Origin of the sequence: Streptomyces sp. NPDC127190, assembly GCF_042672505.1 — a bacterium.
Taxonomy (GTDB): Bacteria; Actinomycetota; Actinomycetes; order Streptomycetales; family Streptomycetaceae; genus Streptomyces.
This window is the reverse complement of record NZ_JBHXVE010000009.1, coordinates 94,998-113,431: the sequence shown is the minus strand read 5'-3', so window position 1 is coordinate 113,431 and position 18,434 is coordinate 94,998. Positions and strand designations below refer to the sequence as shown.

Sequence of the window (18,434 nt, the reverse complement as noted above, 5' to 3'; positions counted from 1 at the left end):
CGTCTGCTGGCGATGCGGGCGGCGTCAGCCGACCGCGCCTTCCATCTGCAGCTCGATCAGCCGGTTGAGCTCCAGCGCGTACTCCATCGGCAGCTCCTTGGCGATCGGCTCGACGAAGCCGCGCACGATCATCGCCATGGCCTCGTCCTCGGAGAGGCCGCGGCTCATCAGGTAGAAGAGCTGGTCCTCGGAGACCTTGGAGACGGTGGCCTCGTGGCCCATGGACACGTCGTCCTCTCGGACGTCCACGTAGGGGTAGGTGTCCGAGCGGGAGATGGTGTCGACCAGCAGCGCGTCGCACAGCACGTTCGACTTGGAGCCGGGGGCGCCCTCGCCGATCTCGATCAGACCGCGGTAGGAGGTGCGGCCGCCGCCGCGCGCGACGGACTTCGACACGATGTTGGACGAGGTGTTCGGCGCCATGTGGACCATCTTGGCGCCGGCGTCCTGGTGCTGGCCCTCGCCGGCGAAGGCGATGGACAGGGTCTCGCCCTTGGCGTGCTCGCCCATCAGGTAGACGGCCGGGTACTTCATCGTCACCTTGGAGCCGATGTTGCCGTCGATCCACTCCATGGTCGCGCCCTCGTAGGCCACGGCGCGCTTGGTGACCAGGTTGTAGACGTTGTTCGACCAGTTCTGGATGGTCGTGTAGCGGCAGCGGGCGTTCTTCTTGACGATGATCTCGACGACCGCGGAGTGCAGCGAGTCCGACTTGTAGATCGGGGCGGTGCAGCCCTCGACGTAGTGCACGTAGGCACCCTCGTCGACGATGATCAGGGTCCGCTCGAACTGGCCCATGTTCTCCGTGTTGATACGGAAGTAGGCCTGGAGCGGGATCTCGACGTGCACGCCCTTCGGCACGTAGATGAAGGAGCCGCCGGACCAGACGGCCGTGTTCAGCGCGGCGAACTTGTTGTCACCGGCGGGGATGACGGTCCCGAAGTACTCCTTGAAGAGCTCCGGGTGCTCCTTCAGCGCGGTGTCGGTGTCGAGGAAGATGACGCCCTGCTCCTCCAGGTCCTCGCGGATCTGGTGGTAGACGACCTCCGACTCGTACTGGGCGGCGACGCCGGCGACCAGGCGCTGCTTCTCGGCCTCCGGGATGCCCAGCTTGTCGTAGGTGTTCTTGATGTCCTCGGGCAGGTCCTCCCAGGACTCCGCCTGCTTCTCCGTGGAGCGCACGAAGTACTTGATGTTGTCGAAGTCGATGCCGGAGAGGTCGGAGCCCCAGTTCGGCATGGGCTTCTTCTCGAAGAGCTTCAGGCCCTTCAGGCGCAGCTTGGTCATCCACTCCGGCTCCGACTTCTTGCCGGAGATGTCGCGGACGACGTCCTCGTTCAGGCCGCGCCGCGCGGAGGCACCGGCCACGTCCGAGTCGGCCCAGCCGTATTCGTACTTGCCCAGGCCCTCGAGTTCGGGGTGGGCAGTCTCCGTGGGGAGAGTCATGCGGGGTTCCTCCCGGCCGTGCTTGCAGGTGCGTCAGTGGATGTCTTGGGGATGAACGTCGTGCACACGCCGTCGCCGTGCGCGATGGTCGCCAGCCGCTGGACGTGGGTACCGAGCAGCTCGGCGAAGATCTCCGTCTCCGCCTCGCACAGCTGCGGGAACTGTTCCGCGACATGGGCGACCGGGCAGTGGTGCTGGCAGAGCTGCTCGCCGACCGGTGCGCTGCGCGCCGTAGCAGCGTACCCGTCCATGCTCAAGGCCTTCGCCAGCGCTTCGGCGCGCTTGTCGGGGGTGACCGCCTCGATCGCCTTGCGGTAGGCGCTCGCCTGGGCGGTGATCCGCGCGCGCGCGAAGGCGGCGACCGCCTCGGCGCCGCCCTCCTGCTCGGCGATCCAGCGCAGGGCGTCGACGGCGAGCTTGTCGTACGACTGGTCGAAGGCGTCCCGGCCGCAGTCGGTGAGCGCGAAGACCTTGGCGGGACGGCCTCGCGTGCGCGTGCCGTACACACGCTGCTCGCGGGCCTGTACGACGTCGTCGGCGACGAGCGCGTCCAGGTGACGGCGGACGGCCGCCTGGGTCAGTCCCAGCCGGCCGGCGAGTTCGGCGACGGTCGACGGACCGTGGTCCAGGATGGACCGCGCGACCCGGTTGCGCGTGGAGCGCTCACCGGTCGCTAGCTCCTCCTGCGGGGCCCCCGTGAGGGACTCCCGAGCCTCGCCGACGTTTTTCACAACGCCATTGTTGCGTAATTCCGCGGAGCCTGACAAGCGACGTCCGGATCATCGGACGGTGCCCTGCATCACTTAGGCATACCTAATCTGACCTGCGGAAACGATCTTTGATCGATCACTGGAATCCCGCCCGCACCCCCTCCGACCGGCCCTGTTGTCCGAGTTGCCGCACCCGCGCGTCCCGACCGCACGCGCTCTCCCTAGACTCTGGACCCATGCGAAGTGAGCCCGTCGTCCAGGTCCAGGCCCTGGTGAAGCGGTACGGCACGAAGACCGCGGTGGACGGCCTCGACCTGGTGGCCCGGACGGGTGTGACCGCCGTCCTCGGCCCCAACGGGGCGGGGAAGACGACCACGGTCGAGACCTGCGAGGGGTACCGGAAGCCGGATTCCGGCACGGTGCGCGTCCTGGGCCTCGACCCGGTCCGGCAGTCCGCGGAGCTGCGGCCCCGCATCGGGGTGATGCTCCAGTCCGGCGGTGTCTACTCGGGCGCCCGCGCCGACGAGATGCTCCGGCATATCGCGAAGCTGCACGCGCACCCGCTGGACGTGGACGCCCTGATCGAGCGGCTGGGCCTCGGCTCCTGCGGCCGGACCGGCTACCGGCGGCTGTCCGGCGGCCAGCAGCAGCGGCTCGCGCTCGCCATGGCCGTCGTCGGACGCCCGGAGCTGGTGTTCCTGGACGAGCCGACCGCGGGCCTCGACCCGCAGGCCCGCCGCGCCACCTGGGACCTGGTGAGGGACCTGCGCGCCGACGGCGTCTCGGTGATCCTCACCACCCACTCCATGGAAGAGGCCGAGCAGCTCGCCGACGACGTGGCGATCATCGACGGCGGCCGGGTCATCGCCCACGGCTCCCCGGAGGAGCTGTGCAAGGGGGGCGCGGAGAACACCCTGCGCTTCAGCGGGCGGCCCGGCCTCGACGTGGCCTCGCTGCTCAAGGCGCTCCCGGCCGACTGCACGGCCGCCGAGCTGACTCCGGGCGCCTACCGGGTCGTCGGCAAGGTCGACCCGCAGCTGCTGGCCACGGTGACCTCCTGGTGCGCCCAGCACGGCGTGATGCCGGACCGGATCTCCGTGGAGCGGCACACCCTGGAGGACGTCTTCCTGGAGCTGACCGGCAAGGAGTTGCGCTCATGACCACCGCTTCCGGCACCTACGCGCCCCGGCCGGGGGCGGCGCCGCTGCCCCGCATGATCGCGGCCCAGGCGGCCCTGGAGACGAAGATGCTGCTGCGCAACGGCGAGCAGCTGCTGCTGACGGTGGTCATCCCGACCCTGCTGCTGGTCCTCTTCAGCTCGGTCGACATCGTGGACACCGGCAAGGGCAAGGCGGTCGACTTCCTCGCCCCCGGCGTCCTGGCCCTCGCCGTGATGTCGACGGCGTTCACCGGGCAGGCCATCGCGACCGGCTTCGAGCGCCGCTACGGCGTGCTCAAGCGGCTCGCCTCCTCGCCGCTGCCGCGCTGGGGCCTGATGACCGCGAAGACGGCGTCCGTGCTGGTCACGGAGGTCCTCCAGGTGATCCTGCTGACGGTGATCGCGCTCGCGCTGGGCTGGTCCCCGCACGGCGACCCGGCGTCCGTCCTGCTGCTCCTCGTCCTCGGTACGGCCGCCTTCTCCGGGCTCGGTCTGCTGATGGCGGGCACGCTGAAGGCGGAAGCGACGCTGGCCGCCGCGAACCTGGTGTTCCTGCTGCTGCTGGTCGGCGGCGGGGTCATCGTGCCGCTGGACCGTTTCGGCGCGACCGGACAGCACCTCCTCGGTCTGCTGCCCATCTCCGCGCTCTCCGACGGACTGCGCGACGTGCTCCAGCACGGCGCCAGCGTGCCCTGGGGCGACCTGGGGATCCTCGCGGTCTGGGCGGTCCTCGGGCTGGCCGCCGCCGGACGGTTCTTCCGCTGGGAGTGACCGGCGGCCGCGCCGCGTGACCGGTGACACGGCCCCCCTCGTGAAAGCGTGCACAAGCGGCGGCCTACGATGGTGCGCGTGTCAAAGCTGAACCGCGCCGACGCGACGGCGGCCCTGCGCAACCCGCTCGCCTTCATCGCCGACCGCTGGACTCCCGAGCCCCGGACCGTCCAGCGGGCGGCCCTCGCCGCCCTCGTGATGTCGGTGGTCATCGTCGTCACCGGCGGTGTCGTACGGCTGACCGCCTCCGGCCTCGGCTGCCCCACCTGGCCCGAGTGCACCGACGGATCGCTCACGCCGACACAGGCGCTGAGCTACCACAGCGCCATCGAGTTCGGCAATCGCATGCTCACCTACGTGCTGTGCGCGGCCGTCGGCTGGGCGATCATCGCCGCCCGCTCCGAGAAGCCCCGGCGGCGCAGCCTGACCCGGCTCGGCTGGGCCCAGTTCTGGCTGGTGATGAGCAACGCGGTCATCGGCGGCATCGTCGTGCTCGTGGGCCTCAACCCGTACACCGTCGCGGTGCACTTCCTGTCCGCCACGGCGCTCGTCGCGGTCGCCGCGGTGATGTGGCAGCGCACCCGCGAGGGCGACGGCGCGCCCCGGCCGCTGGTCGGCAAGGCCGTGCAGCAGCTGGTGTGGGTCCTGACGGCCGCGTCCCTGCTGCTCATCGTGGCGGGCACGGTGGTCACCGGGGCCGGGCCGCACGCGGGCGACTCCAGCGACGTCAAGCGGATCCCCATCGACTGGGAGACCGTGGCCAAGCTGCACGCGGTGCTCGCCTGGATCGTGGTGACGCTGACCTTCGCGCTCTGGTTCGTCCTGAAGGCGGTCGACGCGCCGAAGGGGCCGCTGGACCGCACCCGCGAGCTGTTCCTCGTGCTGCTGGCGCAGGGCGTGGTGGGCTATGTCCAGTACTTCACCCACCTCCCCGAGGCGCTGGTCGCGGTCCACATGCTCGGCTCCTGCGTGATGTGGATCGGGGTGCTGCGCGTCCTGCTCGCCCTGCGCGAGCGCCCGGAGACCACGCTGGACCTGCCGGGCCCCGCCGCCGAGGTCACGGTCGGCACGCGCGCGTGAGGCGCTTGCGTCACCCGTAGGCGCCGACCAGGGCGTCGATCGCCGGACCCAGATACGCCCGGGTCAGCTCCGCCCGGCGGGCGGGCCAGTCCGCGGACGCCGGAGCCGGGACCTCGTCGTAGCGCCGTCGGGCGATGTCCGCGACGACCTCGGCCGGCGCGCCGAGCGACGCCAGCTCGGTCAGGGCCTCCCGCTTCGGGATCAGCCGCCCGTCGCGCAGGGTCACGGTGGCCCGGGCGAAGGTCAGCATGCCCGCGTCGACCCAGATGTCCCGTGTCCACAGCCGGGCCCGGTCCACATGGGGCCGCCAGTACTCCCGCTGGTCCCGTACGACGAAGGCGCGCAACTGCTCTTCCGGCACCGCCGGCAGCAGCCCGGCCGGTGTCCCGCCGTACAGCACCCGGCCGAACGCGTGCAGCTCGCGCCGGGTGACGGGGGTGACCGGGCGGCGCATGACATGCTCGTGCGCCCAGGTGAGATGGGACCGGTCCGGGTCGTGCAGGGTGGCCGGGGTGAGATAGCTGCAGTGCAGCTTGGCGGCGAGCGGCTCGGTGCGCAGCCCGCGGTGCAGACGCACCATCCGGTGCACCGTCCTCAGGGACACCGGCTCCGGCAGTACGGCGATCAGGTCGAGGTCGCTGCGGCCCTCCTGGTAGTCACCGCCGGCCAGTGAGCCGTGCGCCCACACCGCGAGAGGGCGCAGCGGCAGCAGTCCGTCCAGGAACCGGTCGAGCAGGGTCGGGGTCGGCATGCCCTGAGTCTGGTCGGCTCACCCGAGGCCGTAAACCCGGCGCGCGTTGTCCGCCGCGATCAGCCGGGCCACCCGCTGGGCGTCCTCCAGCGACCACGCGCCCTCGGCGACCCAGGTGCCCAGGACCCGGGCCAGGGCGTCGCGGAAGAGACGGGCGCCGACGACATGCAGCTCGGGCAGCCCGTGGGCGCCGGTCGAGAAGAGGATCTTGCCGAAGGGCGCCAGTTCCAGCATCTCGGCGAGGACCGCGGCCGCGCGGGCGCCGGTGCGCACCAGCGCGGCGCCGGAATCGGCGTACACATGCGGGAAGACGCCGGCCAGGTGGGCGGCGTGGCGGTGGTACGGGTAGCCGTACAGCAGGACCAGATCGGTGCCGAGGCCGGCCGTGGCCCGGACGAAGTCGGTGAGCAGCACCGGGTCGGTCCGGTCGATCCGGGAGCCGGACTCGCCGAGTCCCGCGTGCAGCTGGAGCGGGAGGCCGCAGGCCACGGCGACCCACAGCAGATGGCGGAGCAGCACGGGGTCGGTGAGCGCTCCGCCGACCCGCCGGCCGGCCAGCCAGCGGCCCGCCGCGCCGCGCACCTCTCCGGGGCCGGGGGGTTCGGGTGCGAGCGCCAGTCCGTGTCTGAGGCCGGCGACGGAGGTGAAGGCGACCGCGTTCGCGGCGGCGCCGTGCACGGACTCGGCGAGGTTGGCGAGGAAGGACTCGACGGTGCCGGAGGTGTCGGCGACCTGCTCGGCGAGCAGCTCCAGCCGGACGATCTCGCGGGCCTCGGCTCCCCCGGCGGAGGCCAGCTCGGCGGGGCCGGTGAGATCGCCGGGCAGGCCGGTGTCGACGAGGTAGGTGGTGATGCCGCTGCCCCGCAGCAGCCTGCGGCCCGCCTCCAGGACGCCCAGTTCGCGGCGCCGGGCCAGATAGCGGGCGGGCGGGCAGTGCGGTTCCAGGCCGAGCAGGGGCGGGCACCAGCGGCGTACGGCGAAACCGGTCTGGGTGTCGAAGAGGGTGGTGCCCGGGGCCGGGGGTCCCTCGGTGCGGGCCAGCTGGGCCTCGAAGGTGCCGAGGCCCAGTTCCGTCCGCAGTACGCCGTGGCAGTACTGGTCCACGAGGGACGGCGTTTCGATCATCGGGACTCCCCCGTGCGGACGCTGTGCTGCCTTGCACGTCCTAACGGGTGAATCACGGTTCAGGTGGCGGCAACCCGCCAAATGGAGCCCGACCAGCCCCGGCGCTCCGCCCCGGGCCAGCCTCCGGGCCGCCCCGCCCCCTGGCTAGCCTCCGACCTGGATGCCGGCCATCCGCTTCCACTCGTAGGCACCGGTCCGCACCTTCGCCGCGAACTCGCCGTCGAAGGACTCGTGGGTGGTGATCCCGGCCTTCTCGACGGCCTTCCGGGCGATCTCGGTGCTGGGGGCCACCAGGTCGCCCCAGCCGCCGTCCTCGCCGACGAGGACGATGCGGGCGCCGCGCCGGCCGATGTGGGCCACCTGGCCCTCCGCGCCGCCGTGCGCCTTCGCGAAGGCGCTGATCTGGTGGGCGAGCCGGGACACCTTGCGCTCGGCCCGCGCGTCAACCTGCTGCGTGTCTGCCATGACCAGGATGCTACTCACGAGTAGATCGGCTGGCGAGGGCAGCCCGCTGTGATGTGCGTCAGCGCAGGAACGGGTCCACCGCGACGGCCACGAAGAGCAGCGACACATAGGTGATGGACCAGTGGAACAGCCGCATCTCCTTCAGCTTGCCGCCCGTGACCTCGGCCTTGGCCCGGTTCTGGAGCGCGTGCGCCTCCCACAGCCACCAGCCGCCCGCGGCCAGGGCGACGGCCGTGTAGAACCAGCCGGTGTAGCCGAGCGGGGTGAGCAGCAGGGACACGGCGACCATGACCCAGCTGTAGATCACGATCTGCCGGGCCACGACCTTGTTGGAGGCGACGACCGGCAGCATCGGCACGCCCACGCGCGCGTAGTCGTCCTTGACCTTCATGGACAGCGGCCAGTAGTGCGGCGGCGTCCAGAAGAACATGACGAGGAAGAGGATGACCGGCGCCCAGGACATCGAGTTCGTGACCGAGGACCAGCCGATCAGCACCGGCATACAGCCCGCGATGCCGCCCCACACGATGTTCTGCGCCGTACGCCGCTTGAGGATCATGGTGTAGACGACGACGTAGAAGAGGAGCGCGCCGAGCGAGAGCCAGGCGCTCAGCCAGTTGACCGTGAGGCCGAAGAGCAGCGTGGAGACGATCGCGAGGGTGAAGCCGAAGGCCAGGCACTCGCGCGGGCTGACCATGCCGGTCACCAGCGGCCGCTGCGAGGTGCGGTCCATCAGGGCGTCGATGTCCCGGTCGATGTACATGTTCAGCGCGTTGGCGCCGCCCGCGGAGAGGTAGCCGCCGAGGCAGGTGAGCAGGACCAGCTTGAGGTCCGGCACCCCCTGCTGGGCCAGGAACATCACCGGCACGGTGGTGATGAGCAGCAGCTCGATGATCCGCGGCTTCGTCAGCGCCACGAACGCCTTGACACGGGCCCCGAACGGCCGGTGAACCGGGCTCTGGCTCGCACCACCGAGCACACCCGTTGGACGGGATTCGACGGCCGTCACGCACACCCCTGACAGAGACATCCCAGCAAGCCTCCCGTGTGAGGTCCCGGCAAAGGCTCGCGCGTACCACGCCACTTTAGACGTTGCCCATACTCCGGCCTTCGCGGGGGTGGGTCGTGTTGATGGCGGCCCCCGGAAGGAGGGCCCGGCGGCCCGGAACAGAAGCCTCCGAAAGCGACCCCCATAAGAGGGGACACCCCCCTCGATTGAGCGCTCAGATGACCGGCTCCGTATTCATGTGCCAAATGGCTTCTCGGCCAGTCGGCAGGCGGATCGCACAGAGTCCCGGCAGTCTGTAAACACTCGAAAAAACGCACGTCCTCACGGGGGTAGGCTCGTGCCGGTCGGCGGGCAGAAGCACGCCGGCGGCCGGGTGGGCGCACGCCCCGAAAGACCGGCGAAATGACATGTGGAGAGGAGCCCTGACCCAGGGTGAGCACCAAGCCGACCACCACAGACCTTGAGTGGACCGACCTGGACCAGCGGGCCGTGGACACCGCCCGTGTCCTGGCCGCCGACGCCGTACAGAAGGTCGGCAACGGCCATCCCGGTACGGCCATGAGCCTGGCCCCGGCCGCCTACACCCTCTTCCAGAAGGTGATGCGGCACGACCCGGCCGACCCGGACTGGGTCGGACGCGACCGCTTCGTGCTGTCCGCCGGCCACTCGTCCCTGACCCTCTACACGCAGCTCTACCTGGCCGGCTTCGGCCTGGAGCTGGACGACCTGAAGGCGTTTCGGACCTGGGGCTCCAAGACCCCCGGCCACCCGGAGTACGGGCACACCAAGGGCGTGGAGACCACCACGGGCCCGCTCGGCCAGGGTGTCGCCAACGCCGTGGGCATGGCGATGGCCGCCCGCTACGAGCGCGGTCTGTTCGACCCCGAGGCGCCGCAGGGCGAGTCCCCCTTCGACCACTTCGTCTACTGCATCGCCGGTGACGGCTGCCTCCAGGAGGGCATCGCCGCCGAGGCGTCCTCGATGGCCGGCCACCAGAAGCTGGGCAACCTGATCCTGCTGTGGGACGACAACCACATCTCGATCGAGGGCGACACCGAGACGGCCGTGTCCGAGGACACCGCCAAGCGGTACGAGGCCTACGGCTGGCACGTCCAGCGCGTGGAGCCGCAGGCCAACGGCGACCTGGACCCGAAGGCGATCTTCGCCGCGATCCAGGAGGCCAAGGCCGTCACCGACCGGCCGTCCTTCATCGCGATGCGCTCGATCATCGCCTGGCCGGCCCCGAACGCCCAGAACACCGAGGCCGCGCACGGCTCGGCGCTGGGTGACGACGAGGTCGCGGCCACCAAGCGCGTCCTCGGCTTCGACCCGGAGCAGAGCTTCCAGGTCGAGGACGAGGTCATCGCCCACACCCGGCAGGCGCTGGAGCGCGGTGCCCAGGCGAAGGCCGAGTGGGAGAAGTCCCTCCAGCTGTGGCGCGACGCCAACGCCGAGCGGGCCGCCGAGTTCGACCGGATCAGCAAGGGCGAGCTGCCCGCCGGCTGGGAGGAGAAGCTCCCGGTCTTCGAGCCGGGCAAGGGTGTCACCACCCGTGCCGCCTCCGGCAAGGTGCTCCAGGCGCTCGGCGCGGTCATCCCCGAGCTGTGGGGCGGCTCCGCCGACCTCGCCGGGTCGAACAACACCACCATCGACAAGGACAGCTCCTTCCTGCCGAAGGGCAACCCGCTGCCGGAGGCCAACCCCTACGGCCGCACCATCCACTTCGGCATCCGCGAGCACTCCATGGGCGCCGAGATCAACGGCATCGCCCTGCACGGCAACACCCGGATCTACGGCGGCACCTTCCTGGTGTTCTCCGACTACATGCGCAACGCCGTACGCCTGTCGGCCCTGATGCACCTGCCGGTGACGTACGTGTGGACGCACGACTCCATCGGTCTGGGCGAGGACGGCCCGACCCACCAGCCGGTGGAGCACCTGGCCTCGCTGCGCGCCATCCCGGGCCTGAACATCGTCCGCCCGGCCGACGCCAACGAGACCGCGGTCGCCTGGCGCGAGATCCTGGGCCGCTGGACCAAGGAGTTCGGCAAGGGCCAGCCGCACGGTCTGGCGCTCACCCGCCAGGGCGTGCCGACCTACGAGCCCAACGAGGACGCTGCCCGTGGTGGCTATGTCCTGTTCGAGGCCGAGGGCGGCGACGCGCAGGTGATCCTGATCGCGACCGGTTCCGAGGTGCACGTGGCGGTCGAGGCGCGCGAGCAGCTCCAGGCCGACGGCGTCCCGACCCGCGTCGTGTCCATGCCGTGCGTGGAGTGGTTCGAGCAGCAGGACCGGGGGTACCGGGAGTCCGTGCTGCCGCCGTCCGTGAAGGCCCGGGTCGCCGTGGAGGCGGGTATCGGTCTGACCTGGCACAAGTACGTCGGGGACGCCGGCCGCATCGTTTCCCTGGAGCACTTCGGTGCTTCGGCCGACGGCAAGCTGCTCTTCCGCGAGTTCGGTTTCACTGCGGAGAACGTGGCCGCCAAGGCGCGGGAATCCCTCGCCGACGCCCAGCGCTGACGCTCATATACGACACGTAGGAGATGTAATTCCATGACAGACGCACTCAAGCGCCTCTCCGACGAAGGCGTCGCGATCTGGCTGGACGACCTGTCGCGCAAGCGGATCACGTCCGGCAACCTCGCCGAGCTGATCGACCAGCAGCACGTCGTGGGCGTCACCACCAACCCGACGATCTTCCAGAAGGCGATCAGCAGCGGCGACGGGTACGAGCAGCAGCTCGCCGACCTCGCCGCCCGCAAGGTTACCGTCGAAGAGGCCATCCGCATGATCACCACGGCGGACGTCCGCGACGCCGCCGACATCCTGCGGCCGGTCTTCGACGCCACGGACGGCCAGGACGGCCGGGTCTCCATCGAGGTCGACCCGCGCCTCGCCCACAACACCCGGGCGACCGTCGCCGAGGCCAAGCAGCTGGCCTGGCTGGTGGACCGCCCCAACACCCTGATCAAGATCCCGGCCACCCAGGCGGGTCTGCCGGCGATCACCGAGGTCATCGGCCTCGGCATCAGCGTCAACGTCACGCTGATCTTCTCCCTGGAGCGCTACCGCGCGGTCATGGACGCCTACCTGGCCGGTCTGGAGAAGGCCCGCGAGCGCGGCCTGGACCTGTCGCTGATCCACTCCGTGGCGTCCTTCTTCGTGTCCCGCGTGGACACCGAGATCGACAAGCGGCTGGACGGCATCGGCACCGACGAGGCCAAGGCGCTGCGCGGCAAGGCCGCCGTCGCCAACGCGCGTCTCGCCTACCAGGCGTACGAGGAGGTCTTCTCCTCGGACCGCTGGAACGCGCTGGAGAACACGGGCGCCAACAAGCAGCGTGCGCTGTGGGCGTCGACCGGTGTGAAGGACCCGGCCTACCAGGACACGATGTACGTCACCGACCTGGTCGCGCCGAACACGGTCAACACCATGCCGGAGGCCACCCTGGAGGCCACCGCGGACCACGGCCGGATCACCGGCGACACCGTGCGCGGCACCTACGAGCAGGCCCGTGCCGACCTGGACGCGCTGGAGCAGCTCGGCATCTCCTACGACGACGTGGTGCAGGTGCTGGAGGACGAGGGCGTCGAGAAGTTCGAGGCGTCCTGGAACGACCTGCTGAAGTCGACCGAGGCGGAGCTGGAGCGCCTCGCCCCCACGGAGGGCTGAGTTGTCACCCCTCGCAGGTTCCGGAGCGAACCCGCTTCGTGACCCCGCCGACCGACGGCTCCCGCGTATCGCGGGGCCGTCGGGCCTGGTGATCTTCGGCGTCACGGGCGACCTGTCCCGCAAGAAGCTGATGCCCGCGGTGTACGACCTCGCCAACCGGGGTCTGCTGCCGCCGGGCTTCTCGCTGGTGGGCTTCGCCCGCCGCGAATGGGCCAACGAGGACTTCGCACAGGAGGTCCACGACGCCGTCAAGGCGCACGCCCGTACGCCGTTCCGTGAGGAGGTCTGGCAGCAGCTCATCCAGGGGATGCGCTTCGTCCAGGGCACCTTCGACGACGACGACGCGTTCGAGCGGCTGCGCGCCACCATCGAGGAGCTGGACAAGGCCCAGGGCACGGGCGGCAACTTCGCCTTCTACCTGTCGGTGCCGCCGCGCTCCTTCCCGGTGGTCATCCAGCAGCTGAAGAAGCACGGGCTGGCCGACCAGACCGGTGGTTCCTGGCGCCGCGCGGTGATCGAGAAGCCGTTCGGGCACGACCTGAAGTCGGCCGAGGAACTGAACAAGGTCGTGCACGAGGTGTTCGAGCCGGACCAGGTGTTCCGGATCGACCACTACCTCGGCAAGGAGACCGTCCAGAACATCCTGGCGCTGCGCTTCGCCAACACGATGTTCGAGCCGATCTGGAACCGGTCCTTCGTGGACCATGTACAGATCACCATGGCCGAGGACATCGGCATCGGCGGCCGCGCCGGCTACTACGACGGCATCGGCGCCGCCCGTGACGTCATCCAGAACCATCTCCTCCAGCTGCTCGCGCTGACCGCGATGGAGGAGCCTGCCTCCTTCGACGCGGACGCGCTGGCCGCGGAGAAGACCAAGGTGCTCGGTGCCGTGCGGCTGCCGAAGGACCTGGGCGCCTCGACCGTGCGCGGTCAGTACGCGGGCGGCTGGCAGGGCGGCGAGAAGGTCATCGGCTACCTCGAAGAGGACGGCATCGACCCGAAGTCGAAGACCGACACCTATGCCGCGATCAAGCTGGAGATCGACAACCGCCGCTGGGCGGGCGTCCCCTTCTATCTGCGCACCGGCAAGCGGCTCGGCCGCCGGGTGACGGAGATCGCGGTGGTCTTCCAGCGGGCCCCGCACTCCCCCTTCGACCACACGGCGACGGAGGAGCTGGGGCAGAACGCGATCGTGATCCGCGTCCAGCCCGACGAGGGCATCACGGTCCGCTTCGGCTCCAAGGTGCCGGGCACCTCGATGGAGATCCGGGACGTGTCCATGGACTTCGCGTACGGCGAGTCGTTCACGGAGTCCAGCCCGGAGGCGTACGAGCGGCTCATCCTGGACGTGCTGCTCGGCGACGCCAACCTCTTCCCGCGTACGGAGGAGGTCGAGCTGTCCTGGGAGATCCTCGACCCGATCGAGGACTACTGGGACAAGCACGGCAGGCCCGCCCAGTACCGGTCGGGCACCTGGGGTCCCGCCGAGGCCGACGAGATGCTCGCACGAGACGGACGGAGCTGGCGCCGGCCATGAAGATAGACCTGACCGACACCACCGCCGGAGAGATCAACAAGGCGCTCGTGCAGGGCCGCCGCGCCATCGGCACACCCGCCGTCGGCATGGTCCTGACCCTCGTCATCGTCACCGACGAGGAGAACGCGTACGACGCGCTGAAGGCCGCCAACGACGCCTCGCGCGAGCACCCGTCGCGCACGCTCGTGGTCATCAAGCGGGTCTCCCGCACCCCGCGGGACCGCACCACCTCCCGGCTGGACGCCGAGGTGCGGGTCGGCGCGGACGCGGGCACCGGCGAGACGGCCGTCCTGCGGCTGTACGGCGAGGTGGTCGACCACGCCGACTCGGTGGTGCTGCCGCTGCTGCTGCCGGACGCCCCGGTCGTGGTGTGGTGGCCGGTGAACGCGCCGCTGGACCCGGCGAACGACCCGCTGGGCGCGCTGGCCCAGCGCCGGGTCACCGACTCCTACGCCGCCGAGCAGCCGGTGCGGGAGCTGTCCGCCCGCGCCGACAGCTACACGCCCGGTGACACCGACCTGTCCTGGACGAGGATCACCCCGTGGCGTTCCATGCTCGCGGCGGCGCTCGACCAGGTCTCCTGCGAGGTCACGGCCGTCGAGGTGGAGGGCGAGGAGTTCAACCCGAGCTGTGAGCTGCTGGCGATGTGGCTCGCGGACCGGCTGGACGTCCCCGTCCGGCGCTCCCTGTCCGCGGGTCCCGGCCTCACGGCGGTCCGCATCGACACCGACTGCGGCCCGATCGTGCTGGACCGCGCGGACGGTTCGCTGGCCACGCTGTCCATCGAGGGCCAGCCGGCCCGTGCGGTGGCGCTCAAGCGGCGGGACACCGCCGAGCTGATCGCGGAGGAGCTGCGCCGGCTGGACCCGGACGACACCTACGCGTCGGCGCTGCGCTACGGCGTGAACCGGCTGAACACGGTTCCGGAACAGGCGGCCGGGGAAGCCGCCGCGCCGACCGCGGAGCCGGTCGCCGAGCCGGAGCCGGTCGAGGAAGCGGTCAAGGCGCCCGCGAAGAAGGCGGCGGCCAGGACCGCCAAGAAGGCACCGGCGAGAAAGGCGACGGCGAAGTGAGCACTCCGCAGCTGGTCGTCCACCGTGACAAGGAGCTGATGGCGCAGGCCGCCGCGGCCCGCCTGATCACGAAGATCGTGGACGCGCAGACCTCCCGGGGCAGCGCGTCCGTGGTCCTCACCGGCGGCCGCAACGGCAACGGCCTGCTGGCCGCGCTGGCCGCGGCGCCCGCCCGGGACGCCATCGACTGGGGCCGGCTCGACCTGTGGTGGGGCGACGAGCGCTATCTGCCCGAGGGCGACCCGGAGCGCAATGTCACCCAGGCCCGCGAGGCGCTGCTGGACGCCGTACCGCTGGATCCGGAGCGCGTGCACGCCATGCCCGCCTCCGACGGTCCGTACGGTACGGACGTCGAGGCGGCGGCCGAGGCGTACGCGGCCGAACTGGCGAAGGCGGCCGGGCCGGAGAACCACGGTTCTGTGCCCTCCTTCGACGTCCTGATGCTGGGCGTCGGCCCGGACACCCATGTGGCTTCGCTCTTCCCGGAGCTGCCGGCCGTACGGGAGACCGAGCGCACGGTGGTCGGCGTGCACGGCGCGCCCAAGCCCCCGCCGACCCGGATCTCGCTGACGCTTCCGGCGATCCGCGCGGCCCGCGAGGTCTGGCTGCTCGCGGCGGGCGAGGACAAGGCGCAGGCCGCGGCCATCGCCCTGTCGGGCGCGGGCGAGATCCAGGCCCCGGCGGCCGGCGCGTACGGCAGGCAGCGCACGCTGTGGCTGCTGGACGCGGCGGCGGCTTCCCAGCTGCCGAGGTCCCTGTACCCGCCCGCCTCGGCGTGACCGCCTGAGCACCGAACGACTGAGGTCCCCCCTCGACCGAGCTTCACAGTTTCCGCACCGAATGTTCATACAACGGTCAACTTCTGTGTAAGCTCCTGGCGCTGCATCCGCACCAGTGAGGGGGGACCTCATGCGTATACGCCTCACCCTGGCCGCCGTTGCGACGGCCGGCACGCTCGCCGTCGCCGTCGCCGCGCCGGCCCAGGCCACCGAGTACTCCTCCGCCCTGAAGATCAAGGGCGTCCAGTACGACGCGCCGGGCCGCGACTCCAACAGCTGCCGCACCGGCAACACCAGGGACGAGTACCTGACCATCAAGAACTACTCGCGCAGTACGACCGTCAACCTCAAGGGTTACGTCGTGAAGGACGCGGCGGGCAACCGGTTCACGTTCCCGTCGAACCACTACCTCCAGCCCGGCGACTATGTGAAGCTGCGCGGCGGCCGCGGCACCGACTCGGACGCGCACAACGTCGTCTACCGCCAGAACTGCAACTTCCTCTGGAACAACGACAAGGACACCATCTACCTCGTCAAGCCGTCCGGCGCCCACGCGGACACGCACTCCTACACCAAGTCCCGTGACGACCGGGACGGCGACGGCTACATCTCCTTCCACGGCTGACCGGGGCGGGCCGGGCGGGCCCGGTCATTTGACCGAGCCCGCCATCACGCCCTGGACGAAGTGCCGCTGGAAGGCGAAGAACACCACCACCGGCACGATCAGGGAGAGGAACGCGCCCGGTGCCAGGACGTCGATGTTGCTGCCGAACTGGCGGATCTGGGACTGGAGTTCCACGGTGAGCGGCTGGGCGGAGCTGTCGGCGAAGAGCAGCGCGACCAGCATGTCGTTCCAGACCCACAGGAACTGGAAGATGGCGAGCGAGGCGAGGGCCGGACGGCCCACCGGCAGCACCAGCCGGGTGAAGATGCGCCACTCGCCGCCGCCGTCCATCCGCGCGGCCTCCAGCATCTCCTTCGGGATGTCCGCGAAGTAGTTGCGGAGCAGGAACACCGCGAAGGGGAGCCCGTAGGCCACATGGAAGAGGACGACGCCGGGGATCGTGCCGAACAGGCCGAGCGCGCCGAAGAGTTTGGCCACCGGCAGCAGACCGAGCTGGACCGGCACCACCAGCAGGGCCACCACCAGCAGGAAGAGCGGCTCGCGCAGCGGGAAGTCCAGCCAGGCGAAGGCGTATCCGGCGAGCGCGGCCAGACCCACGACGAGGGCCGTGGCCGGCACCGAGATCAGCACCGTGTTCCAGAATGCCTGCGTAATCCCGGAGTTCTTCAGCAGCGCCGTGTAGTTGTCGAAGGACAGCTGCCCGGGTCCGGCCGTCCACCAGCCGCCCTTGGCGGTGTCCTCGGAGGAGCGCAGGGAGGAGACGAACAGGCCTGCCAGGGGGGTCATCCAGATCAGCCCGACCACCACCAGGAACGCCTGGACCAGCCCGTTGCCCAGGCCGCGCCGGATCGCGTTCATCGCTGACTCCTTCGGAAGCGCCGTACGTTGAAGACCATCGCGGGGACCACGAGGAGCAGCAGGAGCACACCGAGGGCGCTGCCGAGGCCCTGGTTGTCGCCGCCGCCGAACGAGACCAGCCACATCTGGGTGGCCAGCACGGTGGCGTCCTCCTGCACCGGCCCCGGCGCGATGATGTAGACGAGGTCGAAGACCTTCATCACATTGATCACAAGGGTCACGAAGACCACGGTGAGCACGGGCGCGAGCAGCGGGACGGTGATCCGCCGGAAGATCTGCCACTCGTTCGCGCCGTCCATCCGCGCGGCCTCCAGCGCGTCCCGCGGAAGGGTCGACAGACCGGCGCCGATCAGCACCATCGCGAAGCCCGTCCAGATCCACAGGTAGGCGCCGATGATGGCCGGGGTGACCAGGGTCGGGCCGAGCCAGGAGACGCCCTGGTAGGGCTGGGCGAAGTCGGACGCCGGGAGTTTCACCGTGTACCGGCCCGGGTGCAGGCCGGGGAAGCGGAAGGAGCCGTCGGCGGCGGTGGTGGTGCTCGCGGCCGTGCTGCCGTCGCGCACCGCCTGGACCGTCACCCCGGGCAGCCCGCTCTCCTTCGGGTCGACCCTGCCCGGCCGGCCTGCGCCGCCGGGGGTGAAGTCCAGGTAGACGACACCGCGCAGTTCGCCGGGGGGCGCCTTGCGGGCCGCTGCCGGGCGGGCGGGGGCGGCGTTCTTCGGCAGGTCCCTGGGCAGGACGCCGACCAGCGGAAGCGTGACGGTCCGGCCCGGTGCCGCGGTCGTACGGTACGAGCCGTCCGCGTCCCGGGTCAGCAGACCGTCGCGGCCGCGGGCCGTCGGGTAGGCCGGGGTGCCCTGGAAGGCGTCGTGCACGGAGACGACGGCCGCGTTCAGGACGCCCTTGTCCGGGTCCTCGTCGTAGGCGAGCCGGAAGATGATGCCGGCGGCGAGGAAGGACACGGCCATCGGCATGAAGAGCAGCAGCTTGAAGGCGGTGGCCCAGCGGACCTTCTCCACCAGCACGGCCAGCACCAGGCCGAGGAAGGTGAGCAGGGCCGGGGCCACGACCACCCAGATCGTGGTGTTCCGGATGGCCTTCAGGGTCGCCGGGTCACGGAACATCTCGGTGTAGTTGTCGCCGCCGACGAACCGGGTGCCGGAGGCGTCGAAGAAGCTGCGGCCGACGGAGAACAGCACCGGGTAGACGACGAGCGCGCCGAGCAGGAGCAGCGCGGGGAAGACGAAGAGCAGGGCGATCAGCCGGGCGCGCCGCCGGCCGCGGCGCGCGGGCGCCGGGCCGGCGGGCGGGCCCGGGGGGGTGCCGTATAAAAAAAACAGAGCCCCCCAGAGCGGTATCTAAACGGGGGCG

At 70.6% G+C, this 18,434-nt stretch carries 17 protein-coding genes; 9 read left to right on the top strand and 8 right to left on the bottom strand.

All coding sequences use genetic code 11. From position 1 onward, the window contains the following. Positions 1 to 24: 24 nt before the first annotated feature. Both sufB and ACFVIU_RS16385 read right to left on the bottom strand, forming a co-directional pair. Complete coding sequence (gene sufB, locus ACFVIU_RS16390) at positions 25 to 1,446, bottom strand: Fe-S cluster assembly protein SufB (protein WP_360747512.1); 1,422 nt, start codon at positions 1,444 to 1,446, stop codon at positions 25 to 27. Continuing rightward, positions 1,443 to 2,177: a helix-turn-helix transcriptional regulator gene (locus ACFVIU_RS16385; RefSeq protein WP_385843146.1), complete on the bottom strand. Its 735-nt coding sequence runs from the start codon at positions 2,175 to 2,177 to the stop codon at positions 1,443 to 1,445. The genes sufB and ACFVIU_RS16385 overlap by 4 nt, the downstream gene beginning before the upstream one ends. A gap of 215 nt (positions 2,178 to 2,392) precedes the next feature. Between ACFVIU_RS16385 and ACFVIU_RS16380 the strand changes: the two genes are divergently transcribed. The 3 genes from ACFVIU_RS16380 to ACFVIU_RS16370 all read left to right on the top strand — a co-directional run bounded on the left by ACFVIU_RS16380 (position 2,393) and on the right by ACFVIU_RS16370 (position 5,166). After that, positions 2,393 to 3,316: an ABC transporter ATP-binding protein gene (locus ACFVIU_RS16380; protein WP_385843145.1), complete on the top strand. Its 924-nt coding sequence runs from the start codon at positions 2,393 to 2,395 to the stop codon at positions 3,314 to 3,316. Further along, positions 3,313 to 4,086 carry an ABC transporter permease gene (locus ACFVIU_RS16375; protein WP_385843143.1) on the top strand — a complete coding sequence of 258 codons (774 nt, stop codon included), beginning with the start codon at positions 3,313 to 3,315 and terminating at the stop codon, positions 4,084 to 4,086. Before ACFVIU_RS16380 ends, ACFVIU_RS16375 begins: the two co-directional genes overlap by 4 nt. Before the next feature lie 69 nt (positions 4,087 to 4,155). Further along, positions 4,156 to 5,166: a heme A synthase gene (locus tag ACFVIU_RS16370; protein WP_385843142.1), complete on the top strand. Its 1,011-nt coding sequence runs from the start codon at positions 4,156 to 4,158 to the stop codon at positions 5,164 to 5,166. A 10-nt stretch (positions 5,167 to 5,176) separates the two neighbouring features. On the opposite strand, the gene ACFVIU_RS16365 is transcribed toward ACFVIU_RS16370, so the two are convergent. From ACFVIU_RS16365 to ACFVIU_RS16350, 4 genes are all read right to left on the bottom strand, one after another. Then, complete coding sequence (locus tag ACFVIU_RS16365) at positions 5,177 to 5,917, bottom strand: nucleotidyltransferase domain-containing protein (protein WP_385843141.1); 741 nt, start codon at positions 5,915 to 5,917, stop codon at positions 5,177 to 5,179. Positions 5,918 to 5,935: 18 nt separating this feature from the next. Then, positions 5,936 to 7,042, bottom strand: a complete 1,107-nt coding sequence (locus ACFVIU_RS16360) for an amidohydrolase family protein (protein WP_385843140.1) — start codon at positions 7,040 to 7,042, stop codon at positions 5,936 to 5,938. A 144-nt stretch (positions 7,043 to 7,186) separates the two neighbouring features. Further along, positions 7,187 to 7,507 (bottom strand): hypothetical protein, encoded by a 321-nt coding sequence (locus ACFVIU_RS16355; protein WP_385843138.1) that lies wholly within the window; start codon positions 7,505 to 7,507, stop codon positions 7,187 to 7,189. A gap of 58 nt (positions 7,508 to 7,565) precedes the next feature. Next, entirely contained in the window at positions 7,566 to 8,537 is a 972-nt protein-coding gene (locus ACFVIU_RS16350) for a heme o synthase (RefSeq protein ID WP_385843137.1), read from the bottom strand. Between the two features lie 411 nt (positions 8,538 to 8,948). Between ACFVIU_RS16350 and tkt the strand changes: the two genes are divergently transcribed. The 6 genes from tkt (at position 8,949) to ACFVIU_RS16320 (ending at position 16,205) form a co-directional block, all read left to right on the top strand. Then, on the top strand, positions 8,949 to 11,036 hold the full coding sequence (gene tkt / locus ACFVIU_RS16345; protein ID WP_385843136.1) for a transketolase: 2,088 nt from the start codon (positions 8,949 to 8,951) through the stop codon (positions 11,034 to 11,036). A 33-nt stretch (positions 11,037 to 11,069) separates the two neighbouring features. Further along, a complete protein-coding gene (gene tal, locus ACFVIU_RS16340) occupies positions 11,070 to 12,188 on the top strand; it encodes a transaldolase (protein ID WP_385843135.1) in 1,119 nt (372 codons plus the stop codon). 1 nt (position 12,189) lies between these two features. Continuing rightward, entirely contained in the window at positions 12,190 to 13,728 is a 1,539-nt protein-coding gene (zwf, locus tag ACFVIU_RS16335; RefSeq protein WP_385843133.1) for a glucose-6-phosphate dehydrogenase, read from the top strand. Beyond that, a complete protein-coding gene (opcA, locus tag ACFVIU_RS16330; RefSeq protein ID WP_385843132.1) occupies positions 13,725 to 14,801 on the top strand; it encodes a glucose-6-phosphate dehydrogenase assembly protein OpcA in 1,077 nt (358 codons plus the stop codon). The genes zwf and opcA overlap by 4 nt, the downstream gene beginning before the upstream one ends. After that, positions 14,798 to 15,580 (top strand): 6-phosphogluconolactonase, encoded by a 783-nt coding sequence (pgl, locus tag ACFVIU_RS16325; RefSeq protein ID WP_385843130.1) that lies wholly within the window; start codon positions 14,798 to 14,800, stop codon positions 15,578 to 15,580. The genes opcA and pgl overlap by 4 nt, the downstream gene beginning before the upstream one ends. Before the next feature lie 130 nt (positions 15,581 to 15,710). Beyond that, positions 15,711 to 16,205: a lamin tail domain-containing protein gene (locus ACFVIU_RS16320; RefSeq protein ID WP_385843129.1), complete on the top strand. Its 495-nt coding sequence runs from the start codon at positions 15,711 to 15,713 to the stop codon at positions 16,203 to 16,205. A 24-nt stretch (positions 16,206 to 16,229) separates the two neighbouring features. On the opposite strand, the gene ACFVIU_RS16315 is transcribed toward ACFVIU_RS16320, so the two are convergent. Beyond that, entirely contained in the window at positions 16,230 to 17,063 is an 834-nt protein-coding gene (locus ACFVIU_RS16315) for a carbohydrate ABC transporter permease (protein ID WP_385843128.1), read from the bottom strand. Next, positions 17,060 to 18,403, bottom strand: coding sequence for an ABC transporter permease subunit (locus tag ACFVIU_RS16310; RefSeq protein WP_385843306.1), 1,344 nt, complete (start codon positions 18,401 to 18,403; stop codon positions 17,060 to 17,062). The genes ACFVIU_RS16315 and ACFVIU_RS16310 overlap by 4 nt, the downstream gene beginning before the upstream one ends. Positions 18,404 to 18,434: the final 31 nt, after the last annotated feature.